The 24,240-nt window shown below is 69.8% G+C and carries 23 protein-coding genes; 13 read left to right on the top strand and 10 right to left on the bottom strand.

The genetic code is table 11. From position 1 onward, the window contains the following. Positions 1-64: 64 nt before the first annotated feature. Positions 65-2,059 (top strand): acetoacetate--CoA ligase, encoded by a 1,995-nt coding sequence (locus AC07OX_RS29515; RefSeq protein ID WP_495263072.1) that lies wholly within the window; start codon positions 65-67, stop codon positions 2,057-2,059. A 7-nt stretch (positions 2,060-2,066) separates the two neighbouring features. Next, on the top strand, positions 2,067-2,534 hold the full coding sequence (locus tag AC07OX_RS29510; RefSeq protein ID WP_070061382.1) for a YbaY family lipoprotein: 468 nt from the start codon (positions 2,067-2,069) through the stop codon (positions 2,532-2,534). A gap of 43 nt (positions 2,535-2,577) precedes the next feature. Here AC07OX_RS29510 and AC07OX_RS29505 read toward each other — a convergent pair whose 3' ends face one another. Beyond that, positions 2,578-4,542, bottom strand: coding sequence for an adenylate/guanylate cyclase domain-containing protein (locus AC07OX_RS29505; RefSeq protein ID WP_492683197.1), 1,965 nt, complete (start codon positions 4,540-4,542; stop codon positions 2,578-2,580). A 226-nt stretch (positions 4,543-4,768) separates the two neighbouring features. Beyond that, positions 4,769-5,482 (bottom strand): 2OG-Fe(II) oxygenase, encoded by a 714-nt coding sequence (locus AC07OX_RS29500; protein WP_369630815.1) that lies wholly within the window; start codon positions 5,480-5,482, stop codon positions 4,769-4,771. Between the two features lie 114 nt (positions 5,483-5,596). On the opposite strand from AC07OX_RS29500, the gene AC07OX_RS29495 reads away from it, so the two are divergent. Then, positions 5,597-6,103, top strand: a complete 507-nt coding sequence (locus AC07OX_RS29495; RefSeq protein WP_495263073.1) for a GFA family protein — start codon at positions 5,597-5,599, stop codon at positions 6,101-6,103. Positions 6,104-6,138: 35 nt separating this feature from the next. On the opposite strand, the gene AC07OX_RS29490 is transcribed toward AC07OX_RS29495, so the two are convergent. Continuing rightward, the gene (locus tag AC07OX_RS29490) at positions 6,139-7,071 is read right to left on the bottom strand and encodes an AraC family transcriptional regulator (RefSeq protein WP_495263074.1); all 933 of its coding nucleotides are present in this window, start codon (positions 7,069-7,071) and stop codon (positions 6,139-6,141) included. An 11-nt stretch (positions 7,072-7,082) separates the two neighbouring features. Next, positions 7,083-7,985 carry a LysR substrate-binding domain-containing protein gene (locus tag AC07OX_RS29485; RefSeq protein WP_495263075.1) on the bottom strand — a complete coding sequence of 301 codons (903 nt, stop codon included), beginning with the start codon at positions 7,983-7,985 and terminating at the stop codon, positions 7,083-7,085. A 185-nt stretch (positions 7,986-8,170) separates the two neighbouring features. On the opposite strand from AC07OX_RS29485, the gene AC07OX_RS29480 reads away from it, so the two are divergent. From AC07OX_RS29480 to AC07OX_RS29470, 3 genes are read left to right on the top strand one after another with little or no spacing between them, the layout of a single operon-like run. Continuing rightward, positions 8,171-9,370 (top strand): acyl-CoA dehydrogenase, encoded by a 1,200-nt coding sequence (locus AC07OX_RS29480; protein ID WP_093057036.1) that lies wholly within the window; start codon positions 8,171-8,173, stop codon positions 9,368-9,370. A gap of 8 nt (positions 9,371-9,378) precedes the next feature. Beyond that, the gene (locus AC07OX_RS29475) at positions 9,379-10,617 is read left to right on the top strand and encodes a CaiB/BaiF CoA transferase family protein (RefSeq protein ID WP_492683189.1); all 1,239 of its coding nucleotides are present in this window, start codon (positions 9,379-9,381) and stop codon (positions 10,615-10,617) included. Between the two features lie 13 nt (positions 10,618-10,630). Further along, complete coding sequence (locus AC07OX_RS29470) at positions 10,631-11,089, top strand: VOC family protein (protein WP_495263076.1); 459 nt, start codon at positions 10,631-10,633, stop codon at positions 11,087-11,089. On the opposite strand, the gene AC07OX_RS29465 is transcribed toward AC07OX_RS29470, so the two are convergent. Both AC07OX_RS29465 and AC07OX_RS29460 read right to left on the bottom strand, forming a co-directional pair. Then, entirely contained in the window at positions 11,086-11,544 is a 459-nt protein-coding gene (locus tag AC07OX_RS29465; RefSeq protein ID WP_495263077.1) for a CopD family protein, read from the bottom strand. The genes AC07OX_RS29470 and AC07OX_RS29465 overlap by 4 nt on opposite strands. A 56-nt stretch (positions 11,545-11,600) precedes the next feature. Beyond that, the gene (locus tag AC07OX_RS29460; RefSeq protein ID WP_495263078.1) at positions 11,601-12,578 is read right to left on the bottom strand and encodes a LysR family transcriptional regulator; all 978 of its coding nucleotides are present in this window, start codon (positions 12,576-12,578) and stop codon (positions 11,601-11,603) included. A 112-nt stretch (positions 12,579-12,690) separates the two neighbouring features. Between AC07OX_RS29460 and AC07OX_RS29455 the strand changes: the two genes are divergently transcribed. The 6 genes from AC07OX_RS29455 to AC07OX_RS29430 all read left to right on the top strand — a co-directional run bounded on the left by AC07OX_RS29455 (position 12,691) and on the right by AC07OX_RS29430 (position 19,423). Further along, positions 12,691-14,040, top strand: a complete 1,350-nt coding sequence (locus AC07OX_RS29455; RefSeq protein ID WP_095948491.1) for a DUF3100 domain-containing protein — start codon at positions 12,691-12,693, stop codon at positions 14,038-14,040. 147 nt (positions 14,041-14,187) lie between these two features. Further along, entirely contained in the window at positions 14,188-15,357 is a 1,170-nt protein-coding gene (locus AC07OX_RS29450; protein WP_369645805.1) for a M20 aminoacylase family protein, read from the top strand. Positions 15,358-15,361: 4 nt separating this feature from the next. Next, complete coding sequence (locus AC07OX_RS29445; RefSeq protein WP_495263107.1) at positions 15,362-16,747, top strand: L-serine ammonia-lyase; 1,386 nt, start codon at positions 15,362-15,364, stop codon at positions 16,745-16,747. A gap of 115 nt (positions 16,748-16,862) precedes the next feature. Further along, on the top strand, positions 16,863-17,972 hold the full coding sequence (locus AC07OX_RS29440) for a serine hydrolase domain-containing protein (protein WP_495263079.1): 1,110 nt from the start codon (positions 16,863-16,865) through the stop codon (positions 17,970-17,972). Between the two features lie 25 nt (positions 17,973-17,997). Further along, entirely contained in the window at positions 17,998-18,828 is an 831-nt protein-coding gene (locus AC07OX_RS29435) for an isocitrate lyase/PEP mutase family protein (protein ID WP_495263080.1), read from the top strand. A gap of 10 nt (positions 18,829-18,838) precedes the next feature. After that, positions 18,839-19,423, top strand: a complete 585-nt coding sequence (locus AC07OX_RS29430; RefSeq protein WP_495263081.1) for a uracil-DNA glycosylase family protein — start codon at positions 18,839-18,841, stop codon at positions 19,421-19,423. Here AC07OX_RS29430 and AC07OX_RS29425 read toward each other — a convergent pair. Together AC07OX_RS29425 and AC07OX_RS29420 are read right to left on the bottom strand one after the other, a co-directional pair. Beyond that, positions 19,404-21,071: a hypothetical protein gene (locus AC07OX_RS29425; protein ID WP_495263082.1), complete on the bottom strand. Its 1,668-nt coding sequence runs from the start codon at positions 21,069-21,071 to the stop codon at positions 19,404-19,406. The two genes, AC07OX_RS29430 and AC07OX_RS29425, sit on opposite strands and share 20 nt — an antisense overlap. A gap of 64 nt (positions 21,072-21,135) precedes the next feature. Next, a complete protein-coding gene (locus AC07OX_RS29420) occupies positions 21,136-21,330 on the bottom strand; it encodes a DUF1127 domain-containing protein (protein WP_495263083.1) in 195 nt (64 codons plus the stop codon). Positions 21,331-21,420: 90 nt separating this feature from the next. Between AC07OX_RS29420 and AC07OX_RS29415 the strand changes: the two genes are divergently transcribed. Beyond that, on the top strand, positions 21,421-22,311 hold the full coding sequence (locus AC07OX_RS29415) for a LysR family transcriptional regulator (protein ID WP_095948497.1): 891 nt from the start codon (positions 21,421-21,423) through the stop codon (positions 22,309-22,311). Between the two features lie 6 nt (positions 22,312-22,317). Here the strand turns inward: AC07OX_RS29415 and AC07OX_RS29410 are convergent, their stop codons facing one another. Beyond that, complete coding sequence (locus AC07OX_RS29410) at positions 22,318-22,971, bottom strand: ANTAR domain-containing response regulator (RefSeq protein WP_095948498.1); 654 nt, start codon at positions 22,969-22,971, stop codon at positions 22,318-22,320. A gap of 69 nt (positions 22,972-23,040) precedes the next feature. Beyond that, on the bottom strand, positions 23,041-24,195 hold the full coding sequence (locus AC07OX_RS29405) for a transporter substrate-binding domain-containing protein (RefSeq protein WP_062470403.1): 1,155 nt from the start codon (positions 24,193-24,195) through the stop codon (positions 23,041-23,043). Positions 24,196-24,240 lie beyond the last annotated feature (45 nt).

Here is a 24,240-nt window from a genome sequence, read left to right as displayed (position 1 = left end):
ACACGTACAAACCCTGAGGTCAACCCTCATTGAGCACGGCCGTTCGCGGCGCTACGCTCGTGGCATGCCCGCTCCCAACATCCCCCAGATCCGCCTTTATCAGAACTGGCTGCGCGATACGCGCGGCCTGGCCTTCGACAGCTACGACGCGCTGTGGCGCTGGTCCGTCACCGACCTCGATGCCTTCTGGCAGAGCATCTGGGACTACGCCGGCCTGCGCTCACCCACGCCGCACACCGCGGTGCTCGCCGAACGCCGCATGCCCGGTGCGCGCTGGTTTCCCGGTGCGCAGGTCAACTACACGCGCGAGGTGCTGCGCCACGCCGACGCGGCCCATGCGGCCGGCCTGCCCGCCATCGTGAGCGACAACGAACGCGGCGAGGTGCGCGAGCTGTCGTGGCCCGAGCTGCGTCGGCAGGTGGCCTCGGTGGCGCTCACGCTGAAGTCGCTCGGCGTGCGACGCGGCGACCGCGTGGCCGCCTACATGCCGAACGTGCCCGAGACCATGGTGGCGTTTCTCGCGTGCTCCAGCATCGGCGCGGTGTGGAGCGTGTGCGCGCCTGACATGGGCACGGCCGCCGTGGCCGACCGCTTCCGCCAGATCGAACCCACGCTGCTGATCGCGGTCGACGGCGTGCATTACGGCGGCAAGCCGCTGGACCGCAGCACCGTGCTGCAGGAGCTGCGCGGCCAGCTGCCGAGCGTGCAGAAGCTGCTGCTCGTGCAGTCGCCTTTTGCTGCGAACGCCGTGGCGCACGACGTCGAATGGCAGCAGGCCATCGCGCGCGACGACGCCGAAGTCGCAGCCTTCGAGCCCGAGTGGCTGCCCTTCGACCACCCGATCTGGATCGTCTATTCGAGCGGCACCACCGGCCTGCCCAAGCCCATCGTGCATGGGCAGGGCGGCATCCTGCTCACCATGCACGCCTGCGGCCTGCACAACGACGTGGGCGCGAGCTACGGCGCCAACAACTTCGGCGAGCGCTACCACTGGTACAGCTCCACGGGCTGGGTGATGTGGAACTCGCAGCTCTCGGGCCTGGCCTTCGGCGCCACCATCTGCATCTACGACGGCAACCCGGCGGGCAGCAAGGACAAGCCCGACTGGGGCGTGCTGTGGCGCTTCGTCGCCAAGCACCGCGTCACCTTCTTCGGCGCGGGCGCGGCCTACTTCACCAACTGCATGAAGGCGGGGCTCGTCGCGAAAGACTGCGGCGACCTGTCGCGCGTGCGCGCGCTCGGCAGCACCGGCTCGCCATTGCCCGACGAGGTGCAGCGCTGGGGCTCGCAGCAGATCCTCGATGCGGGCTCGAAAGAGGTGTGGTGGTGCAACATCTCGGGCGGCACCGACTTCTGCGGCGCCTTCGTCGGCGGCAACCGCGAGCTGCCCGAAGTGCCGGGCCAGATGCAGTGCCGCGAACTCGGCCACGCGGTCGAGGCCTGGAACGAGCAGGGCCAGCCGGTCATCGGCGAGGTCGGCGAGCTGGTGTGCACGCAACCCATTCCGTCGATGCCGCTGTACTTCTGGGGCGACGAGGGCAATGCGCGCTACGTGTCGAGCTACTTCGACACCTACCCGGGCGTGTGGCGCCACGGCGACTGGATCAAGGTCGGCAGCGACGGCGGCTGCATCATCTACGGCCGCAGCGACGCCACCATCAATCGCCAGGGCCTGCGCATGGGCACCAGCGAGATCTACAGCGCGGTCGAAGGCCTGCCCGAGGTGCTCGACTCGATGGTGGTCGACCTCGAATACCTGGGCCGCGACAGCTACATGCCGCTGTTCGTGGTGCTGCGCCCCGGCGTGGCGCTCGACGACGCCATGCGCACGCGCCTCAACAACGCGATCAAGACCTCGCTGTCGCCGCGCTTCGTGCCCAACGACATCTTCCAGGTGGCCGAGATTCCGCGCACGCTCTCGGGCAAGAAGCAGGAGCTGCCGATCAAGAAGCTGCTGCTGGGCCAGCCGATCGAGAAGGTCGTGAACCGCGAGGCGATGGCAAACCCCGGCAGCCTGGACTGGTATGTGGCTTTCGCCGCGCAGCGGGCCTCCGCATAATGGGGCGATGAAAAGACGCACCAGCCTCCTCATGCTCTCCGCCGTTGCCGGCGCCTCCGTCCTGAGCGCTTGCGCGGGCGGCTCGCCGGGCACGCCGGCCCAACCCGCCGCCGCACCGCTGCGCGTGACGGGCACCGTGGCCTACCGCGAGCGCATCGCACTCGATCCCGCAGCCGAAGTGCGCGTGCAGCTGCTCGACGTGTCGCGCATGGACGCGCCCTCGGTCGTGCTCGCCGAGCAGCGCATTCCCGCCAACGGCAAGCAGCCGCCCTTCGCCTTCGAACTCAGCGTCGATGCCGCGCGCATCGACCCGCGCATGCGCTACGCCGTGGCGGCGCGCATCACGCGCGGCGAGCAGCTGCTGTTCATCAACGACACGCAGTATTCGGTGCTCACGCAGGGCAACGGCACGACCGCCAACCTGATGCTGGTGCGCGTGGCCACGCCACCGCCGCCGCCGCGCCCCTCGCGCTGATCGAGCACCCGTGCGACACGACGTTCGCGCGGGTCAGTTCAGATCAGGTCAGCAATTCGTGCAGCACCATGCGCGTCTGCCGGCCGCGCAGCTCCACCAGCTCCTCGATGCGCCGCGTGGCCAGCCGGCCGTTCAGGGCCGCGTAGGTGACTTCCGAGATCAGCATGCGCGTGCCCAGCTGGCGGTTCGCGCCTTCGATGCGACTGGCCACGTTCACCACGTCGCCGAACGCCGTGTACGACAGCCGGTCGTTCGACCCCAGCACTCCCGCCACCACCACGCCCGTGTGAATGCCGATGTGCGTGCGGAACTCGGGCAGACCCTGTTCGGCCCACTGCCGGTTGAGCTGGTGCATCTCGGCATGCAGCTCGAGCGCGGCGCGGCAGGCCTTGTACTCGGCGTCTTCCAGGTCGGCCGGCGCGCCCCACAGCACCATGATGCCGTCGCCGATGAACTTGTCGATCACACCGCCGTGGCGCGCGAACACGTCGGCTGCGAGGTTGAAGTACTCGGTCAGCTGGCGCACCAGCACGTCGGCCGCGATCGATTCGGAGATCGACGTGAAGCCCTCCACGTCGGTGAACATCACCGTCACCTGGCGCGGCGAGCCGTTGGGCGCGAGCGCGTGGCCCTGTGCCACCAGCTGATTGATCACGTCCACCGGCACGAACTTGCTGAAGGCCTTGAGGCTGCGCGCCGAATCGTCGAGCGCCTGATCGAGGTGCTGGATCTCGAGCACGCGGCTGGGCTCGCGCGGCAGGTTGTCGAGCTCGAGCCGGCCGATGCGGTGCGCGATGCGCGAGAGGTTCTCGACCGGCGCCGTCACCAGCTTCGACAGCTTCAGCGACATGTACAGCGCCAGCCCCAGGAACACCAGCGCCAGCAGCAGCGACCACGCCACCGCGCGCCGCAGGCCACCCAGCAGCACGTCTTCGGGCACCCAGCTCACCAGCTGCCAGCCGGTGGCGGGAATGCGCGAGGCCTGCACCAGGTAGCGCCGGCCTTCGTGGCTGAAGGCGAAGGCCTTGTCGCTGCCGCTGCCGGCGATGCCGTCGGCCGTCATCTGTGCGTCCAGCGCGCCGAGTGCGCCCGTGGGCGCTTCCAGCGTGTGCAGCACGCCGGGCATGTCGCTGCGCGCGAGCACCTTGTGGTCGGCACTGAGCAGCGCGCTGTTGCCGTTGCCGTTGCGGCTGAACAGGCGCACGAACTCCGACAGCCGGCCCAGCGACACGTCGCCCGCCACCACCATCGCCTGCGGGCTGCCTTCGGCCTGGCGGCGCTGGCTGGGCAAGGCGTAGGTCACGCCCAGTTCCTGTGCGGCGGCGAACACATAGGGGCTGGTCCACACCGGCCCCTGCGTCTTGCGCGCCTGCACGAACCAGCTGCGTTGCGTCGGGTTGTAGTTGCTGCGGTAGGCCTCGACGCGCTGCGTGGCAAAGCGCTGCTGCACATCGGCCTCGGAACCCAGCGGCAGCTTGTACTGCCAGGTCTCGGTGGTGAAGTCGGCGCTGCGCGCAATGTGCCGGATCGCCGGCACGGGGTAGCGCAGCGCCATCAGCATCTTGCCCTCGACGTTCGCCACGTAGACGCTGTCGAGTTCGGGCGATTGCTGTAGCAGCGTCCACAGGAGCTCTGCCGTGCGTTCGACGTTCTCGCCCGCGGGCGTGAGGCTGGGCGAGCTGCCGATCGCGCCGACCGCCGACTCGGCCTTGGCCAGGAAGGCCAGCACCTTGTCCTCGATGCGGTCGTGGTTCGACTTGTGCGCGGAGGTACCGATCGTCGTCACCAGCCGCTGCGAACCCCAGTAGCCCAGCGTGACCAGCAGCAGCGACTGCGCGAGCGCTACGGCACTGACGATGGACCCGACATCGACCCGGAAGCGACGGGGGCGCCGGGGCGGTGGAATTTCAGCGGAAGAGGGTGACGGAGACGGTGGCAACGGCGTGGTGACGTGCGCGAAAGACGGGCGACCCGCCGCATCCGGAGGCCCGGACGATTCCTTGTACATACAGCTCCCTGACGACAACTCGGAACGGACCCCGGCTCCTCCTCACGAGGTCGTGGTCCGGCGTCCGGAGGGTGTTGCGGGGCCGATCGTGTGCGCCGGCCATCCTGGCAATCCCCCGGATGCGCGCGGGATTTTCGCCTGTATTTGATACATGTGTGCAACTTTGCACGCTTGGTGCGATGTTGCTGCGCCCGAGGGCTTGATTGCGAACGGACGTTCGTTCTATTCAGCGCGCGTCGTGAAAGATCAGGCCCAGCGTGTGGCGCTGTCCGCTGCGCACGCGGCTCACGCCGTGGCGCATCGTCACGCGGTAGCTGCCGCGCGTGCCTGCCACGGGCCGCTGGTTCACCGCGAAGATCACGGCCTCGCCCTGCGCGAGCGACACCACCTCGGCGCGCGACTGCATGCGCGGGCGTTGCTCGGTCAGCACGAACTCGCCGCCCGTGAAGTCTTCGCCGGGCCGGCTCAGCAGCACCGTGAGCTGCAGCGGAAATTGCAGGTCGCCGTACAGGTCCTGGTGCAGGCAGTTGTAGTCGCCCTCGCCGTAGCGCAGCAGCAGCGGGGTGGGGCGCAGCTGGCCCGCCGCATGGCAGCGCGCGAGGTAGGCCGCATGGTCCGGCGGGTAGTCGGCCGGCTGGCCCATCGCGGCGGCCCAGGCATTGGCCAGCGGCGCGAGGCGCTCGTACAGCGCGCTGCGGAACGCGACCAGCTTGGAAGGCAGCGGGTTCGCGAAGTACTGGTACTCGCCCTGGCCGAAGCCGTGGCGCTGCATGACCACGCGGCTGCGAAAGCGCGCGCCCTCGTCGTACATGGCCGTGAGCGCGGCGCATTCCGCGGGCGTGAACAACGCCCCGGTGACGGCACAGCCGCGGGCGGCGAGGTCGGCATCGATGCGGGGCCAGTCGAGGGCGTGGATGCGGGCGGCGACGGAAGAACTCATGCGGGCAGTGTCGCGCGGCGGCGGGATGGGGGCTGGCCGTTTTCGGACGCGGGTTTCGGTGAAGCTGGTCCCGGCTTGAGCGATCATCCCGGAGACCCAGCCCGAAAGCATCCAATGAGCACCCAGAACCCCACCCCCCAAGACACCGCCAGCGACTGGCAACTCCCCTGGACCGGCGGCTGCCGCTGCGGCCAGGTGCGCCTGCGGATCACCGCACCGCCGCTGCTGGCCATGGCCTGCCACTGCACCGGCTGCCAGCGCATGAGCGCCAGTGCGTTCTCGCTGTCGTTGGCGATCCCCGCGCCGGGCTTCGAAGTGGTGTCGGGCGAGCCCGTCATCGGCGGGCTGCACGGCGAGGAGTCGCACCACTTCTTCTGCCCGCACTGCAAGAGCTGGATGTTCACGCGCACCGAGGGCATGGACTATTTCGTCAACCTGCGCGCCACCATGCTCGACCGGCACGAATGGGTCGTGCCCTTTGCGGAAACCTGGACCGACGAGAAGCTGCCCTGGGCCACGACGCCTGCGAAGCACAGCTTCGGCACCTTGCCTGCGATGGACGCCTTTCCGGCGATGATCGAAGCCTATGCGCGGGAAGGCGCCCGGCCCGCGAAGGGCTGATCGCGCCGCGCTGGCCAGTTGCCGGCCCGCGCCTTTCAGAGCGGTGCGATCGGAATGCAGATGTCGCATTCGAACGCGTTCGTCTTCTCGTCGAAGGCCATGTCGGGGGCGTAGTACTCGAACGCGGGCCGGCTGTCGAACTGGAAGCCGCTCGCGGGCAGCCAGTCGCGCATGAGGCGCGTCCATGCGTCGTTGATCTCCTCGGGCAGGCCCTGGAACCGCAGCGCGGCATAGCGTCCGCCCGGCAGCACCGTCTTCTGGAAGCCGCCATCGGGCACGAAATCGTCGGGCACTTCCACGCAAGCGTCGTAGCGCGAGTGCTCGGGCGCGGTGATGCTCGGGTCGTCGTGGCTGATGCCGTAGCGCGCATGCGACCACAGCTTGTGCGCGCCGATCCAGGGCGCGGCCTTCTCGGCCCAGAACGCGCCCACCGGCGCGCCGAACGGGCCGGTGTAGCGCAGGTAGGCGATGGTGACGGGAGAGCGGGTGATCAGCTGGACATTCACGGGTGGCTCCTGATGATGCGCGGCGTTGCGCGTTGGAGATCCATTCTTCGTGAAGCCGTGCAGGGCGATCTGATCAGGATTGCTCTTGCGTGCGGGATCGTCGCAGGGCAGCGCCCAGTCGTGCGATGCACGCCACGCGCTGGGCGCGCTGCCGAAATGCGCGCGGAACGCGCGGGTGAACGCCTCACCCGAACCGAAGCCCACCGACACCGCCGCCTCGAGCACCGACAGGCGCGGCTGTGTCGCGAGCCGCAGCGCGGCCACCTCCACGCGGCGGCGCCGGATGTAGTCGCCCAGCGTCTCGCCGGCCCAGGCCGCGAAGAGGCGATGGAAGTGGTACGCCGAGAAATGCGCCACGTCGGCCAGCGCCGCGAGATCGAGTGCCTCGTCCAGGTGGTCGTCGATGTGCGTCAGCACCTTGTGCATGCGCCATTCGTACTCGGAGCGGCTGTCGCGCGGCATGGCGCGCATTCTCAACCTTGGCGGGCCTGCGCGAGCAACCAATCACTGAACAGCTTCAGCAACGGCCGCTGGTCCGCCCGCTCCGGCGTCACGAGGTAATAACTGCGCTCCGCCGACAGCGCCCGCGGGCAGGCCACCACCAGCTCGCCGCGCGCCAACTCGTCGGCCACCAGCATGGTCGGCATCAGCGCCACGCCCAGGCCGTGCGAGGCGGCGGCGGCGAGGATCGAGAACAGCTCGTAGCGCGGGCCGCCGCGGGCGGTGGGCGCGTCGACCTGCTGCGCGTCGAACCACTGGCGCCAGCCGTCGGGGCGCGTGCTCTGCTGCAGCAGCGGCATCCGCGCGATGGCCGCGGGGGACACGGCCTTGCCGTGGGGCAGCAGCGAAGGGCTGCACACGGGCACCACGTCTTCATGCATGAGCAGCAGCGCGCGCGTGCCGGCCCAGTTCTCGACCTGCGCGGGCGTGCCGGCGTACAGCGCGGCGTCGAACTCCGCGTCGGCGAACAGGAAGGGGCGGGTGCGCGTCTCGATGTGCACCACCACGTCGGGTTGCAGCGCCGCAAAACCGCGCAGGCGCGGCACCAGCCAGCGCGTGGCGAAGGTGGGCACCGCGGCCAGCGACAGCGACCCGCCTTCGCCCTGGTGCGCCATGGCGTCGAGCGTGTCGCGCTCCATGGCTTCCAGGCGGCGGGCGATCTGGCGTGCGTAGGCGGCGCCGCTGGCCGTGAGCGCCACGCCGTGCCGCGTGCGGCGAAACAGCGCCACGCCCAGGAAGGCCTCGAGCGCCCCGACCTGACGCGACACCGCGCTCTGCGTGAGCGCCAGTTCCTGCGCGGCGCGCGTGTAGCTCTCGTGGCGCGCGGCGGCGTCGAAGCACACGAGGGTCTGCAGGGGTGGGATCTTGCGGCGCATGTATGCCGGGAGTGTATGACTGGCGGATTGGTTTCACCAGTAAATCAACAAGATGTATCTCTCAAGATGTGCGCAGGACGCATATCTGGGTGAGGATTCATCGTTTGCGCCGGGCCTCCTGCGTGGCTACGATCGACCGCATTCCCCCTTCTTTTGTTTCTTCTTCCTTTTCCGGAGACATCCACATGGCCGCCAAAGCGCAATTCCACTGGGACGACCCCCTTCTTCTCGACCAGCAACTGACCGACGAAGAACGCATGATCCGCGACGCGGCCAACGCCTACTGCCAGGAGCGCCTGGCGCCGCGCGTCATCGAAGGCTTCCGCACCGGCGAAACCGACCCTGCCATCTTTCGCGAAATGGGCGCGCTCGGCCTGCTCGGCCCGACGATCCCCGAGCAGTACGGCGGCCCCGGCCTGAACTACGTGGCCTACGGCCTGATCGCCCGTGAAGTCGAGCGCGTCGATTCGGGCTACCGCTCGATGGCCAGCGTGCAGAGCTCGCTGGTGATGGTGCCGATCTTCGAATTCGGCACCGAAGCGCAAAAGCAGAAGTTCCTGCCCAAGCTCGCCACCGGCGAATGGATCGGCTGCTTCGGCCTGACCGAGCCCGACCACGGCTCCGACCCCGGCAGCATGGCCACGCGCGCCAAGAAGGTGCCGGGCGGCTACTCGCTCAGCGGCTCGAAGATGTGGATCAGCAACTCGCCCATCGCCGACGTGTTCGTGGTGTGGGCCAAGGAAGTCAGCGAAAGCGGCACCGTCGGCCCGATCCGCGGCTTCGTGCTCGAGAAGGGCATGAAGGGCCTGAGCGCCCCCGCCATCCACGGCAAGGTCGGCCTGCGCGCCAGCATCACCGGTGAAATCGTCATGGACGGCGTGTTCTGCCCCGAAGAAAACGCCTTCCCCGAAGTGCAAGGCCTCAAGGGCCCGTTCACCTGCCTGAACAGCGCCCGCTACGGCATCTCGTGGGGCGCCATCGGTGCCGCCGAAGACTGCTGGCACCGCGCCCGCCAGTACACGCTGGACCGCAAGCAGTTCGGCCGCCCGCTCGCCGCCAACCAGCTCATCCAGAAGAAGCTGGCCGACATGCAGACCGAGATCACGCTGGGCCTGCAAGGCAGCCTGCGCCTGGGCCGCATGAAGGACGAAGGCATCGCCGCGGTCGAGATCACCTCGATCATGAAGCGCAACAACTGCGGCAAGTCGCTGGACATCGCCCGCATGGCGCGCGACATGATGGGCGGCAACGGCATCAGCGACGAGTTCGGCGTGGCACGCCACCTGGTGAACCTCGAAGTCGTGAACACCTACGAAGGCACGCACGACATCCACGCGCTCATCCTCGGTCGTGCCATCACCGGCATCGCAGCTTTCGCCAACTGAACGAACGCATGAGCACCAAGCCCGCAGCACTCGACGGCATCAAGGTCCTCGATCTGTCCCGCGTGCTCGCGGGCCCGTGGTGCACGCAGATCCTTGCGGACCTGGGCGCCGACGTCGTCAAGATCGAACGCCCCGGCGTCGGCGACGACACGCGCACCTGGGGCCCGCCGTTCGTGAAGGACGCGAACGGCCACGACACCGACCAGGCCAGCTACTTCACGTCCTGCAACCGCAACAAGCGTTCGGTCACCATCGACATGGCCACGCCCGAAGGGCAGGCGCTGCTGCAGCAGATGGCGGCGCAGGCCGACATCGTGGTCGAGAACTTCAAGACCGGCGGCCTCAAGCAGTACGGCCTCGACCAGGAAAGCCTGCGTGCGGCCAACCCGCGCCTCATCTACTGCAGCGTGACCGGCTTCGGCCACGACGGCCCCTACGCCGAGCGCGCCGGCTACGACCTGATGATCCAGGCCATGACCGGCATGATGAGCATCACCGGCCGCCCCGACGGCGAGCCTGGCGGTGGCCCGCTGCGCGTGGGCGTGGCGCTCACCGATCTCTTCACGGGCGTGTACGCCAGCACCGCCATCCTCGCGGCGCTGCAGGTGCGCGACCGCACCGGCGAAGGCCAGCACATCGACATGGCGCTGCTCGACGTGGGCATGGCCATCCTCGCCAACCAGGCGAGCGCCTTTCTCAACACCGGCAAGGCGCCGGGCCGCCAGGGCAACACGCACCCGAGCCTCGCGCCCTATCAAGACTTTCCGACGCAGGACGGCGCGATGCTGCTGGCCATCGGCAACAACGGCCAGTTCGCGCGCTTCTGCGAAGCCGCCGGCCACGCCGAATGGGCCGCCGACGAACGCTTTGCGACCAACACGCTGCGCGTGAAACACCGCGGCGTGCTGATCCCGATGATGGAAGAACTCACGCGCACCCGCACCACCGCCGATTGGGTGGCGCTGCTCGAAGACAAGGCCGTGCCCTGCGGCCCCATCAACGACATCGCGCAGGCCTTCGACGACGCGCAGGTCCAGGCGCGCGGCCTGGCCGTCACGCTGCCGCGCGATGCGGGCGACGGCATCGCCAGCATCACCGGCGTGGCGAGCCCGTTGCGCCTCACGGCCACGCCGCCCGTGCTGCGCCGCGCACCGCCCGCGCTCGGGCAGCACACGCAGGAGGTGCTGGCCGAGATGGGCGTCGACGCCTCGCGCTTCGAGGCATTGCGCGCGGCCGGGGTGGTCTGACACACTGGCGGGCATGACGCGCCCGCCTGCTTCGTCTCCTGTTGCTTCCGCTGCCGATGCGGCCCCGTTCGCGGTGCTGCGCATCGACCATGTCGTGCTGCGCGTGCGCGACGCCGCGCGGTCCATGGCCTTCTACTGCGACGTGCTCGGCTGCACGCTCGAGAAGCGCCGCGACGACCTCGGCCTCGTGCACCTGCGCGCCGGCAGCAGCCTCATCGACCTCGTCGCGCACGACGGCAAGCTGGGCCGCCAGGGCGGCGCACTGGCCGGGCGCGAAGGCCGCAACGTCGATCACCTCTGCCTGCGCATCGAGCCTTTCGACGAAGCGGCGATCCGCGCGCGCATGGCGCGGCACGGCGTGCCGGTGCAGGGCGAGGTGCAGAACAACTTCGGGGCCGAGGGCAACGGGCCTTCGATCTACCTCGAAGACCCCGACGGCAACGGCGTGGAGCTGAAGGGCCCTGCGGCCTAAGCGCCGCGCCCCAACACCGCCACCGCGAACACCACCACGCCCAGCGCGAGGTTCAGCGTCACCAGCTGGCGCACGGTGTTCAGCCGCGCGGCCGCCACGGGCCAGGCGCTGTCGTCCACCGCGCGGCGCAGGGCGCGGAACACCGAGGCGCGGATGTAGACGTAAATCGCCGCCATCACGAGCGCGATGCCCATCATGGCCTCGACGCGCCAGTGCACCGCGCGAAAGCCGCCGGTCGCGAGGATCATCGCGAAGCCGCTCACGAACAGCAGCGTGACCGACGCGTCCACCCCGATGAAGAAACGTCGCAGCGTCGCGGCCATCATGCGCAGGCGCAGCGGCGGCTCCAGCGTGGCGACGGCGGCGGGGCGCACCGCGAAGTGCATGACGGCCATGCCGCCGACCCAGAAGGCAGCGCACAGCAGGTGAATGAAGAGGGGAGCGAGGTAGGACATGGGCTCCGATCAGAACACCGAACCGTGCGCGCACGCAACGCAAGCCCCCATGCCCTTCAACCCGTCGCGCCGCGCCCGCGCGTGCTCGCACGGGGCTTGCCGATGCCCGTGCCCGCGATCGAATCGGCATAGCGCGTCATGTCCGCCACCACCTGGCGCAGCAGCGTCGCCGCGGCCGGCGGCAGCAGGCGGCCGTGGCGCGACACGATGTGCGAGCGCCCCTGCGACAGCAGCGGGTTCTTCATCGGCAGCTCGACCAGCGACGGGTGGTCGGCATTGGGCGTGAGCGAGATGCGCGTGCCCAGCGTGTAGCCCAGGCCTGCCGACACGAAGTGGCCCAACGCGCTGAACGAGGTGGTGGTCAGCAGCGCGGGCAGCCGCACGCCCTCACTGATCTCGGCCGCCTCGATGTGCTGGCGCACGCCGAAGTTGCGGTGCAGCGTGGCGCCGGGGTAGGGCAGCAGGTCGGCCAGCTTCAGCGGGCGATCGAGCTGCGCGAGCGGGTGCGAGCCCAGCACCATGGCCTGGATCGGCTGCGCGTGCGACTGGTGCGAGGTGAGCCGCTCGTCCTTCGGCGGCTGGAACAGCATGCCGATGTGGGCGCGCTCCTCGATCACGCGGCGCACGATCTCGTCGGTGCTGGCCACGTCCAGGTTCACCGTGATCTTCGGGTGGCTGGCCATGAAGATGCGCAGGCTGTGCCGCATGAGCCAGTCGACATAGCCTTCGCCGGCCACGATGTCGATGTGGCCGCTCTCGATCTTGCGGATGCTGTCCATCTGCGCCAGCAGGTGCTGCTTCTGCCCCTGCTGCCTTCGCACGTAGCCGGCCAGCAGCTGGCCCGCGTCGGTGGGCACCACGCCGCGTCCGTGGCGCTCCAGCAGCGGCAGGCCGCATTCGGTTTCGAGGATGCCGATGGCGCGGCTCACGGCCGACGGGTCCATGTCGAGCACGTCGGCCGCGCCGCGCACCGAGCCGCTGTCGAGCACCTGCATGAAGTAGCGCACCCGGCGGGTGTCGAGCTTGTCGTCCATGGCGGTCGTCTCCGAGTGTTGCATTCAATGCAACGAATATCCTTATTTGCGGTCATTGATGCAAGAGGCTCGCCGCCTGAAACTCGCCGGCACCCCTCGAAAACGCCCACCCATGACCTCCGCTGCCTCCACGATTGCAGCCGTCGCGCCTTCCAGCGCCGCCGGCAAATTCAAGCTCCTCGTCGTCACCCTGGTCCTCGTGGCCGTGGCCGAACTCATCGGCCCGACGCAGTTCAGCGTCGGCCCCGGCAAGGTGGTGCTGCTGCCGATGCTGTGGGCACTGCTCATGGCCGCCGCCTGGGGCATCGCGCACCGGCGCGTGCCGGGCGTGGTGCGCGTGGCCACGGCGCAGCAGTCGCTGGCCGGCGGCCTGCTCAACGCGGGCCTGCTGCTGTTCGTGGTGAAGCTGGGCCTCACGGTCGGCGCCGCGCTGCCGCAGGTCAAGCAGGCCGGCTGGGCGCTGCTGTTCCAGGAGTTCGGCCATGCGCTGGGCACCCTGGCGCTGGGCCTGCCGCTGGCGCTGCTGCTGGGCATCAAGCGCGAGGCCGTGGGCGCCACCTTCTCGGTGGGCCGCGAGGGCAACCTCGTGATCATCGGCGAGAAGTACGGCATGGCCTCGCCCGAAGGCCGCGGCGTGCTGGCCGAGTACATCACCGGCACCGTGCTGGGCGCGCTCTTCATCGCGGTGCTGGCGGGCTTCATCGCCAGCCTGCACATCTTCGATCCGCGCTCGCTGGCCATGGGCGCCGGCGTGGGCTCGGGCAGCCTGATGGCGGCGGCGCTGGGCGCCATCGCCGCGCAGAGCCCGCCCGAGATGCTGCCGCAGCTCACGGCGATTGCCGCCGCGTCGAACCTGCTGACCACCGTGGCCGGCTTCTACTTCACGCTGTTCCTCTCGCTGCCGCTGTGCTCGTGGCTCTACGGCAAGCTGGAGCCGGTGCTGGGCCGCTTCTCGAAGCATGGCGCACAACAAGGCGCCGCCGTGGACGCAGGCGCGAACGTCTCGAGCGCCGACGTGGCCCACGCCGCGCCGACCTCGCTGCGCGACACGCTGCTGGCCTGGCTGGTGGTGGGCGGCGGCGTGCTCATCGGCAATGCCGTGACCTACAAGGTGCCGGTGCTGGTGTCGCTCGAAGGCGTGCTCGCCGTGGTGGCGATTGCCGGCGCCGTCGAAGCCATCAAGCGCTTCGTGCCGCGCCTGCCGATGGTGCTGGTGCTGTCGGTGGTGGCCACCGTGGTCGGCATCCCGGGCCTGTTCCCCTTCTCTGACGCGCTGATCGCGATCACCGCCAAGCTCAACTTCCTGGCCTTCACCACGCCGGTGCTGGCGCTGGCCGGCTTCTCGGTCGCGAAAGACCTGCCCGTGTTCCGCCGCCTCGGCTGGCGCATCGTGGTGGTGTCGCTCACCGCGACGGCCGGCACCTTCCTCGGCGCGACCTTCATCGCCGAGTTCTTCCACTAGAAATAGAGCTCGCCCCCAGGCTACGCGCACTTCGTGTCGCTTCGCCAACCCCCTACCGGGGGCAACACCAGCGGCCCGGCAAAGCCGGTTCCGCGGTGTTCCCCGAAAAGACCGTTTCGTTTCATCCCACTCCACGAGATACACGCCATGTACCGCGACCCCGAGATTGCCGAAGACACCCGTGCCCGCATGCTCAGCTGGCGCCGCGACATCCACGCTAACCCCGAGACCGCCTTCGAGGAACACCGCACCGCCAACGTGGTGGCCAACGCGCTGATGCTCATGGGCCTGCCCGTGCACCGCGGCCTGGCCGGCACCGGTGTGGTCGGCACGCTGAAGAACGGCGAGGGCCCCAGCATCGCGCTGCGCGCCGACCTCGACGCGCTCAACATGCAGGAGCTCGGCACGCAGGCGCACGCCTCGAAGTGCGTCGGCAAGATGCACGCCTGCGGCCACGACGGCCACACGGCCATGCTGCTGGGCGCGGCCGAGCACCTGTCGCGCCACAAGCCGTTCCAGGGCACGGTGCACTTCGTGTTCCAGCCCGCCGAGGAAAACGAAGGCGGCGGTCGCGTGATGGTGGAAGAGGGCCTGTTCGAGCAGTTCCCGGCCGACGCCGTCTACGGCATGCACAACTTTCCGAGCCTGCCGCGCGGGCGCTTCGCGATCCGCAAGGGCACCATGACGGCCTTTCTCGACACCTTCGAGATCGTCATCACCGGCAAGGGCGCCCACGGCGCCATGCCCGAGACCGGCATCGACTCGGTGGTGATCTCGGCCCAGCTCATCAACGCGCTGCAGACCATCGTGAGCCGGCGCACCGGCGCCACCGACGCGGCCGTGGTCAGCGTCACGCAGATCCACGGCGGCGACACCTGGAACGTCATTCCCGAAACCGTGGTGCTGCGCGGCACCGTGCGCACGCTCGACGCCGCCATCCAGGACAAGACCCAGGCGGCGATGCAGCAGATCTGCGACGGCGTGGCCGCCACGCACGGCGCCAAGGTGGCGCTGGAGTACCGGCGCGGCTACCCCGGCGTGGTCAACACGCCGGCCGAGACCGACGCGGCCATCGCGGCGGCGGCCAGCCTGGTCGACCTTGAGCAGGTGCACACCGACATCCCGCCCGCCATGGGCTCGGAAGACTTCGCCTTCATGCTGCAGAAGCGCCCCGGCGCCTACATCGGCATCGGCGCGGGCGAGGGCCCGAACGACCCGAACGTGCACAACCCGTACTACGACTTCAACGACAACATCCTGCCGCTCGGTGCGGCCTACTGGGTGGCGCTGGTCAAACAGCAGCTTCCGGTCGCATGATGCGCTGATGCTCTCCGCCTTCGACATCTTCAAGATCGGCATCGGGCCGTCCAGCTCGCACACCGTCGGGCCGATGCGCGCGGCGCTGCTGTTCGCGCAATCGCTCGAACGGCGCGGCCTGCTCGCGCAGGTGGCGCGGCTGCACGTCGACCTGTTCGGCTCGCTCGGCGCCACCGGCCATGGCCACGCGACCGACCAGGGCGTGATCCTGGGCCTCTTCGGCGACGCGCCCGACACCGTGCGGCCCGAGACCGTGCAGCCGCGCCTGGACGCGCTGCGCCGCAGCGGCCAGCTCGCGCTGCTGGGCACCACGCCCATCGCCTTCGACCGCGTGCGCGACATCGCCTTTCGCGGCGAAGAATCGCTGCCCGAGCACCCGAACGCGATGCGCTTCACCGCCTCCGCGGCCGACGACGCCGTGCTGGCCGAAGGCACCTACTTCTCGGTCGGCGGCGGCTTCGTCGTCGAGGGCGGGCAGGCCGTGGCGCAAACGGCAGCGGCGGCAGCGGCCGTGCCGCATCCCTTCACGACCGGCGACGAACTCATGGCGCAGTGCCGCGCGCACGGCATCTCCGTGGCCACGCTGGTGCTGCGCAACGAATGCGTGTGGCGGCCCGAGGCCGAGGTGCGCGCGGGCCTGCTGCGCATCTGGGGCGTGATGCAGCAGTGCGTGCAGCGCGGCTTCGGCATCGACAACCCGCTGGCCGCGCAGGCGCTGCCCGGCCCGCTGCGCATGCGCCGCCGCGCGCCCGAGCTGCACCGCGAGCTGCTGGCGCAGGCCGGCGCTGCCGATCCGCTCGCGGCCATGGACTGGGTCAACGCCTTCGCGATGGCGGTGAACGAGGAGAACGCGGCCGGCGGCCGTGTCGTCACCGCGCCCACCAACGGCGCGGCCGGCGTGGTGCCCGCCGTGATGCATTACTACCAGCGCTTCGTGCCGCAGGCCAGCGACGAGGGCATCGTCGACTTCCTGCTCACCGCTGCGGCCATCGGCATGCTCTACAAGACCAACGCCTCGATCTCGGGCGCCGAGGTCGGCTGCCAGGGCGAGGTCGGCGTGGCCTGTTCGATGGCGGCCGGCGCGCTCGCCGCCGTGCTCGGCGCCACGCCCGCGCAGGTCGAGAACGCGGCCGAGATCGGCATGGAACACAACCTGGGCCTGACCTGCGACCCGGTCGGCGGCATGGTGCAGATTCCCTGCGTGGAGCGCAACGCGATGGGCGCCGTGAAGGCCATCAACGCCTCGCGCATGGCGCTGCGCGGCAACGGCAGCCACTACGTCTCGCTCGACGCCGTGATCCGCACCATGAAGCAGACCGGCGAGGACATGAAGTCCACGTACAAGGAGACCTCGCTCGGGGGGCTTGCGGTGAACGTGGTGGAGTGCTGAGGCAGCAAGGCTGGCGTCGCTGCGTCAGAATGCGAAGCTCGTCGCGCCGGGCCCCGCAGCCCCCAGGTTCCCACGTCGTTTCCAAGGCGCACGACTTTCAGGAGTCGAGATGCCCATGGCCGGTCTTCCGCGCAGTCTCTTGCCCGGCGTGTTGCGCACCGCGCTGTCTGCCGTGCTGCTGCTGTGTGCCGCGCGCGCCGTGCCCGCGGCCGGCGTGTTCCCCGCCGCGCAGTGGGCCACCCCGAGCGTGGCTGAACCGAGCCACTGGTCCGAAGCGAAGCTCAAGGTGGCCGATGCGTTTGCCGCATCGATCAAGTCCGACGCCTACCTCGTGATCGACAAGGGCGTGCTCGTGCATGCCTACGGCGACATCGACAAGCCGATGAACCTGGCCTCGGTGCGCAAGAGCGTGCAGAGCGTGCTCTACGGCATTCACGTCGGCCGCGGCGAGATCGACCTGGACCAGACGCTGGGCCAGCTCGGCATCGGCGACAAGGACGGGCTCAGCGACACCGAACGCACGGCCACCGTGCGGCAGCTGCTGCAGCTGCGCTCGGGTGTCTACCATCCGGCCGCCTACGAGACCGCCCAGGCCAAGGCCGAGCGACCGGCCCGGGGCAGCCATGCGCCGGGCGAGTTCTGGTACTACAACAACTGGGACGCCAACGTGCTGGGCACCATCTTCGAACGCCGCACCGGACGCAGCGTCTTCGAGGCGCTGAAGACCGACCTGGCCGAACCGCTGCAGTTCCAGGATTTCCGCTACCCGCAGGACACCGAGTCCCGGCTCGAACGCAGCTCCGAGCACCCGGCCCAAGTGATGCATCTGTCGGCGCGCGACCTGGCCCGCATCGGCCTGCTGATGGCGCGCGACGGCATGTGGCACGACAAGCGCATCGTCCCGGCCGGCTGGGTGACCGAAAGCACCACCTCGTACACGACCGTCGGACCCGGCTGGAGCGGCTATGGCTATCTGTGGTGGGTGCCGCTCAAGGGCTTCCCGTTCTGGCAGCGCGGGCCCAACCAGCTGCTTCTGGCCGTGGGCGCCGGCGGCCAGTTCATGATGGTCGATCGCAAGCGCGACCTCGTCGTGGTGCACCGTGTCGACAACAGCAAGGGCTGGTTCCAACGCAGCGAGGTCCGCACCGACCAGTTCGCCGTGCTCGCGGCACACATCCTCGCGGCTGCACCGGTGGCCTCACCTGCGGCCGCCACCCCTCCCTGAACCCCGAAGGAAAGATGAGGCTCTCATGACCCGCTCCATCGCGCAGAAGCGCGCAGACTTTCGCGCGCTCCACACCCAAGGCTGCTTCGTCATTCCCAACCCCTGGGACACCGGCAGCGCGCGCTACCTCGAAGGCCTGGGCTACCAGGCGCTGGCCACCACCAGCTCAGGCTTCGCGTGGTCGCAGGGCCATGCCGACGGCGCCCTGTCGCGCGACCAGATCCTCGCGCACCTGCGTGAACTCGTGGCCGCCACCGACCTGCCGGTGAACGCCGATTTCGAGAACGGCTTTGCCGCTGACGCACAGGGCGTGGCCGAGAGCGTGCGCCTCGCGGTCGAGACCGGCGTGGCGGGCTTGTCGATCGAGGACTCGACGGGCAACCCCGACGACCCGCTGTTCCCCATCGACGTGGCGGTCGAGCGCCTGCGCGCCGCGCGCCGGGCCATCGACGCGGCGGGCGGCGACACGCTGCTCGTGGGCCGCGCCGAGAACTTCTTTGCCAACCGCCCCGACCTGGACGACGCCATCGCACGCCTGCGTGCGTACGCCGAGGCCGGCGCCGACTGCCTCTACGCGCCCGGCATCAAGACGCGCGAGCAGATCGCCGCCGTGGTGGCTGCTGTCGCGCCCAAGCCGGTCAACCTGCTGGTCGGCGCGACCAGCGATCTCACGATGGCGGACATCGCCGCGCTCGGCGTGCGCCGCGTGAGCGTGGGCGGCGGCATGGCGCGCGCGGCCTGGGGCGGTTTCATCCGCGCCGCGCGCACGCTGGCCGAAGAGGGCCGCTTCGACGGCTTTGCCGATGCCACGCCGGGCACCGAGCTGAACGCCTTCTTCCGCCCGTTCGCTGACTAGCTCCAACGTCGTGGATGCGCTGCTCGCCGAGATCCGCGCCTGCCGCGCATGCGAGGCGCACCTGCCGCTCGGGCCGCGCCCGATCGTGCAGGCCAGTGCGAGCGCGCGGCTGCTGATCGTCGGCCAGGCGCCCAGCCTCACGGTGCACCAGACCGGCGTGCCGTGGAACGACAAGAGCGGCGACCAGCTGCGCCGCTGGCTCGGCATCGACCGCGAGGTGTTCTACGACGCGACGCGCATCGCGATCGTGCCCATGGGCTACTGCTACCCAGGGCGCGGCAAGAGCGGCGACCTGCCGCCGCGCAAGGAATGCGCGCCGCTGTGGCACGACCGCCTGCTGGCGCAGATGCCGCACATCGCGCTGACCTTGCTCATCGGCCAGTACGCGCAGCGCCACTTCCTCGGCAAGGCCGCGCGCGGCGGCGTGACGGAAACCGTCGAGGCCTTTGCGGACTACGCGCCGCGCTTCGTCCCGCTGCCGCATCCGTCGCCGCGCAACACCGCGTGGTTCCAGCACCATCCGTGGTTCGAGCGCGACGTGTTGCCGGTGCTGCGCGAGCGCGTGCAGCAGGCGCTCAGCGCGCCTTCTTTCTAGGGGCCGACGGCCGCCGCGGCGGCTTCGCTTCGAGCACCAGCTCGGCCGGCAGCGCATCGTTCCACGACTCGGTGAAGTAGGCGCGGTCGCTCGGCACCAGCTGCGGCAGCACCTCGCGCAGCAGGCCCAGCGAGTGCTCGGCCGCCTTCAGGTCGCCCGCATGCGCCGCGTACCACGCGTGCTCGAACAGCAGGCTGCCCTGCTGCAGTCCGGGGTAGCGGCGTCGCCCGGCCTGGTGGTCGGCCAGCCGCGCCTGCGCCACGTCGACCCAGCGTACGGGCCAGTTCGCGGTGTCGAAGGCGTCGGCGAGCGGGCCTGCGAGCTTCGACATGGCGGCCGGGTCGAGCGGCTTCTGCGCGCGGAACTGCGCGAGCGTGGGTTGCGCGTCGGGCCGGCAGTGGCCGCGCGCGATGCGCATCAGGTAGATCGCGTTCCATGCCGAGCGGCCCTGGCCGTCGGTGTGGCCGCACAGCCATTCGCTGAAGGCGATCCACTGCACCGCGCGGCGCGTGGTGTCGGCCCGGTGGCCGTCGTGCGCGAGCGCCGGCAGGTCGCCCAGGCCCACGCGGTCGAACAGCCACGCGGCCATGCCCATGTTGGCCGCCACGTGCTGGGCGGCATCGAAGGAGTGCGACTCGAAGGCCGCCGCCAGTGCCTCGCCGAAGCGCTGCAGCGACTCTTCGGCGAGTGCGGCGGCGGCCGGGCGGTCGTCGGCGGCCAGTGCAAGAGCGCGCGAGCGGCAGGCCAGCGCCCACAGGTTGCACCACTCGAAGCGCACGTCGGGGTGGTGGCGCAGCACCAGCGCGCGCGCCGGGTCTTGCGCCATGCCGCCCAGCAGCGACTGCGCCAGCGGCAGGTCGCGCGCGGTGTAGGCGCACCAGGCCGAGACGATGCACTCCATCGCGCCCAGGTAGTCGTTGCCCGCCACGTGGTGCGCGAGCCGCTGTTTCTTGAGCGCCTGCAGCCGCCGGCGCGCCTGTTCGTTGTCGCCGAGCCGGCGCCACAGCATGGCCTCGTTGAGCGTGACCAGCGCGCGCTGGAAGTCGCTCGCGGCCAGCGTGCCGGCCAGGCGGATGGCTTCGAGCGCGCTGCCGTTGCCGTTTCCGCCCGCCACCGGCGACATCAGCCGGCCCTGGCGCGCGGCCTGCTGCGAGGCGACCAGCTGCTTCCAGAAAGCGGCGTCCTGCAGGTGCACGGCGTCGGGCGGCGTGATCGTGCCGACGGCCTGCGCCTTGCGGGCGCGCAGGCCGAGGAACGACGCCACCTCGGCGGCGGTGGCCGGTCGGTTGTCCACGAGCAGGCGCAGGCGCTTCGCTTCAGAAGCCGGCAACCAGAACGGCCCCTGGCTGCGCCGTTCGGCGTTGAGAAAGCGCGGCTCGCGCTGCAGGTCTTCGCCCCAGCCGACCTCCAGGCCCCAGGCCTTGAAGTCGCGAAACGCGCGGCTCACGACCATGCGCAGCGTGCTGGCGTCGGACACCTCGCCGCGCAGGTCGGCCAGCCGCACGACACCGCTGCCGCCGCCGTGGGCATGGGCGTGTTGCATGCGCACCAGCAGCCACAGCGACTGGAAGGCCGCACGCCGTCCGTCGACGGACTGCGGCGAGGTGAGTTCGATGGAAAGAAGGGCAGGGGAGGCGGTGGAGGGCACGCCCCGGATTGAACCTCAAATCGCCCGCGGCTTCCTGAAGAAACCGCAGGCGGGGGCCAGCGGGTCAGTAGCGGCTGCGGTCGACCAGCTCGGGCACTTCGCTGCGGCCGATGCCCAGGTCGCGCAGGTCGTGGTCGCTCATGCCGGCCAGCAGCAGCGCGTCGTCGCGGGCGCGGCGGCGTGTCACGGCGCGGCGGCGCCAGTCGTGCAGGGCATGCAGCAGGCGTTGATGAAAAGACGGTGGCTTCGGCGCGGTCACGGTGGGCTCCTGGTAGGGGAGCGCTCATCTTCCGGCGGCGCGTGATATTGTGGAAGTTGAGATTTCTGACACCTTCAATCAGCATTCCTGATGCGACAGCTCAACCTCGACCAACTGCGCACCCTCATCGCCATCGCCGACCTGGGCACCTTCTCGGCGGCGGCGCAGGCGCTGCACCTGGCGCAGCCCACCGTGAGCCTGCACATCAGCGAGCTCGAATCGCGCCTGGGCGCGCAGCTGGTGGTGCGCGGCAACCGCCGCGTCACGCCCACCGCGGCCGGCGCGGCGCTGGTCGAGCGCGGGCGCAAGCTGCTGCGCGACACCGACGAGGCGGTCGAGGCCGTCAAGCGCCAGGCCGAGGGCCGCACGGGCCGCGTGCGGCTGGGCACCTCCACCGGCGTGGTGGTCGACCTGCTGCCGCAGGTGCTCGAGGCGCTGGGCGTGGGCCATGCGGGCATCGACGTCGAGGTCAGCATCCTCGGCTCGGCCGAGGCGATGGCGCGGCTGGCGGCGGGCACGCTCGACATCGGCCTGGTGGCGATGCCGCAGCCGCCGCAGCGCGAGCTGGTGGTCACGCCGTGGCGCACGCAGCCCATGATGGCCTTCGTGCCGCCGCGCTGGAAGGCGCCCAAGCGCGCCACGCCGGCCTGGCTGGCGACGCAGCCGCTGATCTTCAACGACGCGACCACGCACATGTACCGGCTGTCGATGGAGTGGTTCGCCGCGGCCGGCTTTGCGCCGCGCGCGCGCATCGAGCTCAACTACGACGCGGCGATCCGCAGCCTGGTGGCGGCGGGCTATGGCGCGGCGCTGCTGCCGCTGCAGCAAACCACCGACGCGGCGCTCAACGAGCGCATGCAGATCGTGCCGGTCACGCCGAAGCTCACGCGCCGCCTGGGCATCGCGCACCGCCCGCACGCCACGCTCGACGGCGCCACGCAGAGCGTGCTGAAGGTGCTGACGGCGTTCCGCCAGCTTTGAATTCGTTCAGCCCGGCCCGGGCTTGGGGCCGCGCGTGCCCAGCGAGAGGATCTCGTTGGCGTTGACGATGGCCGCGGCGATGTCTTCCATGGTGGTGCGCTTGCTCATGGCCTGTTCGCGGATCAGGTCGTGGGCCTGGCCTTCCGACACGTCATGCGTCTTCATGAGGATGCTCTTGGCCTCGGCCAGCTGGCGCACGCCGAGCAGCTTGGCTTCGGTCTTGCGCAGGCGCCGCGCGAGCGAGCGGCTTTCCTTGTGGGCCTCGCGCGCGACCACCAGCGCCGACAGCAGGCCGAACGAGCGCACCGGCGACGGCAGCACGGCCTTGGCGCGGATCTCGAGCACGGCCTCGACGATGGTCGGGTTCTCGTAGGTCACGACGGCGATGACGGCGGGCGCATCTTCGCTCTGGGTCCACTCGAAACGCAGGTTGATGAAGTCGGGCTGCACGGCCATGAAGGCCACGTCGATGCCCTCGGGCAGGTGCTGCACGGGCGGCCAGAAGGCCTGCACCTGGCAGCCGATGCGCTGCAGTTGCTGGGTGAGCTGTCGGCCGTCTGCGTCGTCGGGGTGGATCACCGCGATCTTCAGCAGCCGCAGCTCCTTGAGCTGCGGTGGCGTCACCCGCAGGGTGTGTCGCTTGGGGGCTGTGCTGTCCACGGTCAGGTCTTTCGTGGGACGCACCCTGACGCCTCGCCTGCAACGCGGAAAAAGCAGCGCGACCTCATCCTAGAGCTCCAGCGCATCGAGCCGCGCCGTCCAGTCGCCCAGCGAGTGGGTGACGAGGTACGGGTCCGGGTACACCGGGCGCGTCGCCTGGCGCACGATGGTGAACTGCCCGTGCGCGTCGACGCGGCCGATGCGCGGGTACAGGCAGGTGTGGTGGTTGGTCGGGTCGATCTTCACGCGGCCCTGCGGCGCATCGAACTCGCTGCCCAGGATGTGCGGCAGGATCTCCGCGATGCCATCGGTGCCCGCCTGCCGGAAGGCGTTGGCGAAGATGTGCATCTGGAAGTACGACGCCTCCCAGCACAGGTTGGGCACGCAGCCGTCGCCGAAGCGCGCGCGCAGCCGCGCCAGGCAGCGCTGGTTGGCGGGCGAATCGATCGACTGGAAATACGGCGCCGCCGTGAAATGGCCCGTGGCCACGCCGGGGCCCATCTGCGAGATCTCGGCCTCCGAGGTGGTCAGGCTCGAGATGGGCATCGTCTTCGGGTCGAAGCCTGCTTCGGCATACGCGCGGTACAGGCTCGCGGTGGAATCGCCCACCACCGTCGAGAAGATGAAGTCGGGCCGCTTGTCGCGGATGTCGTCCATGATCGCGCGGTAGTCCTTTTCGGTGGCGTCCAGCGCCACGTAGCGCTCGCCGAGCTTTTCGCTGCCGGGGCGCTGCATCACCAGTTCGCCCATGATGCGGTTCGACTCGTAGGGGTAGATGTAGTCGGAGCCGATCAGGTACACGCGCGCGCCGAAGTTCGTGGTCATGAACTCGGCCAGCTGCACGCTGTTCTGGTTGGGCGCCGCGCCCGTGTAGATCACGTTGCCGGAGTACTCGAAGCCTTCGTACAGCGTGGGGTAGAACAGCAGCTTGTTCCACTTCTCGATCACCGGGATCACGGCCTTGCGGCTGCTCGACATGTAGCAGCCGAAGAGCACGTTGACGCGGTCCTGCACGATCAGCCGCTCGGCCAGCTGGGCGTAGCGCACGGGGTTCGATTGCGGGTCGTAGCGCACGGCCACGAGCTCGCGGCCATCGACGCCGCCGGCCGCGTTGATCTCCTCGATGGCCAGCAGCGCGCCTTGCAGCTGCGACAGGCCGATGGTCGAGGTGACGCCGGTCTCGGAATACAGAATGCCGACGCGAAGAGGGTCCCTGTCAGCCACTGGGGTGTCTCCTGGATGTGTGGGCCCTCATTGTGTGCTCCTCCC

Source organism: Variovorax sp. GW821-FHT09D07, from assembly GCF_059416345.1.
The sequence above is the reverse complement of the archived record's forward strand: the minus strand, read 5'-3'. Positions and strand labels throughout refer to the sequence as shown.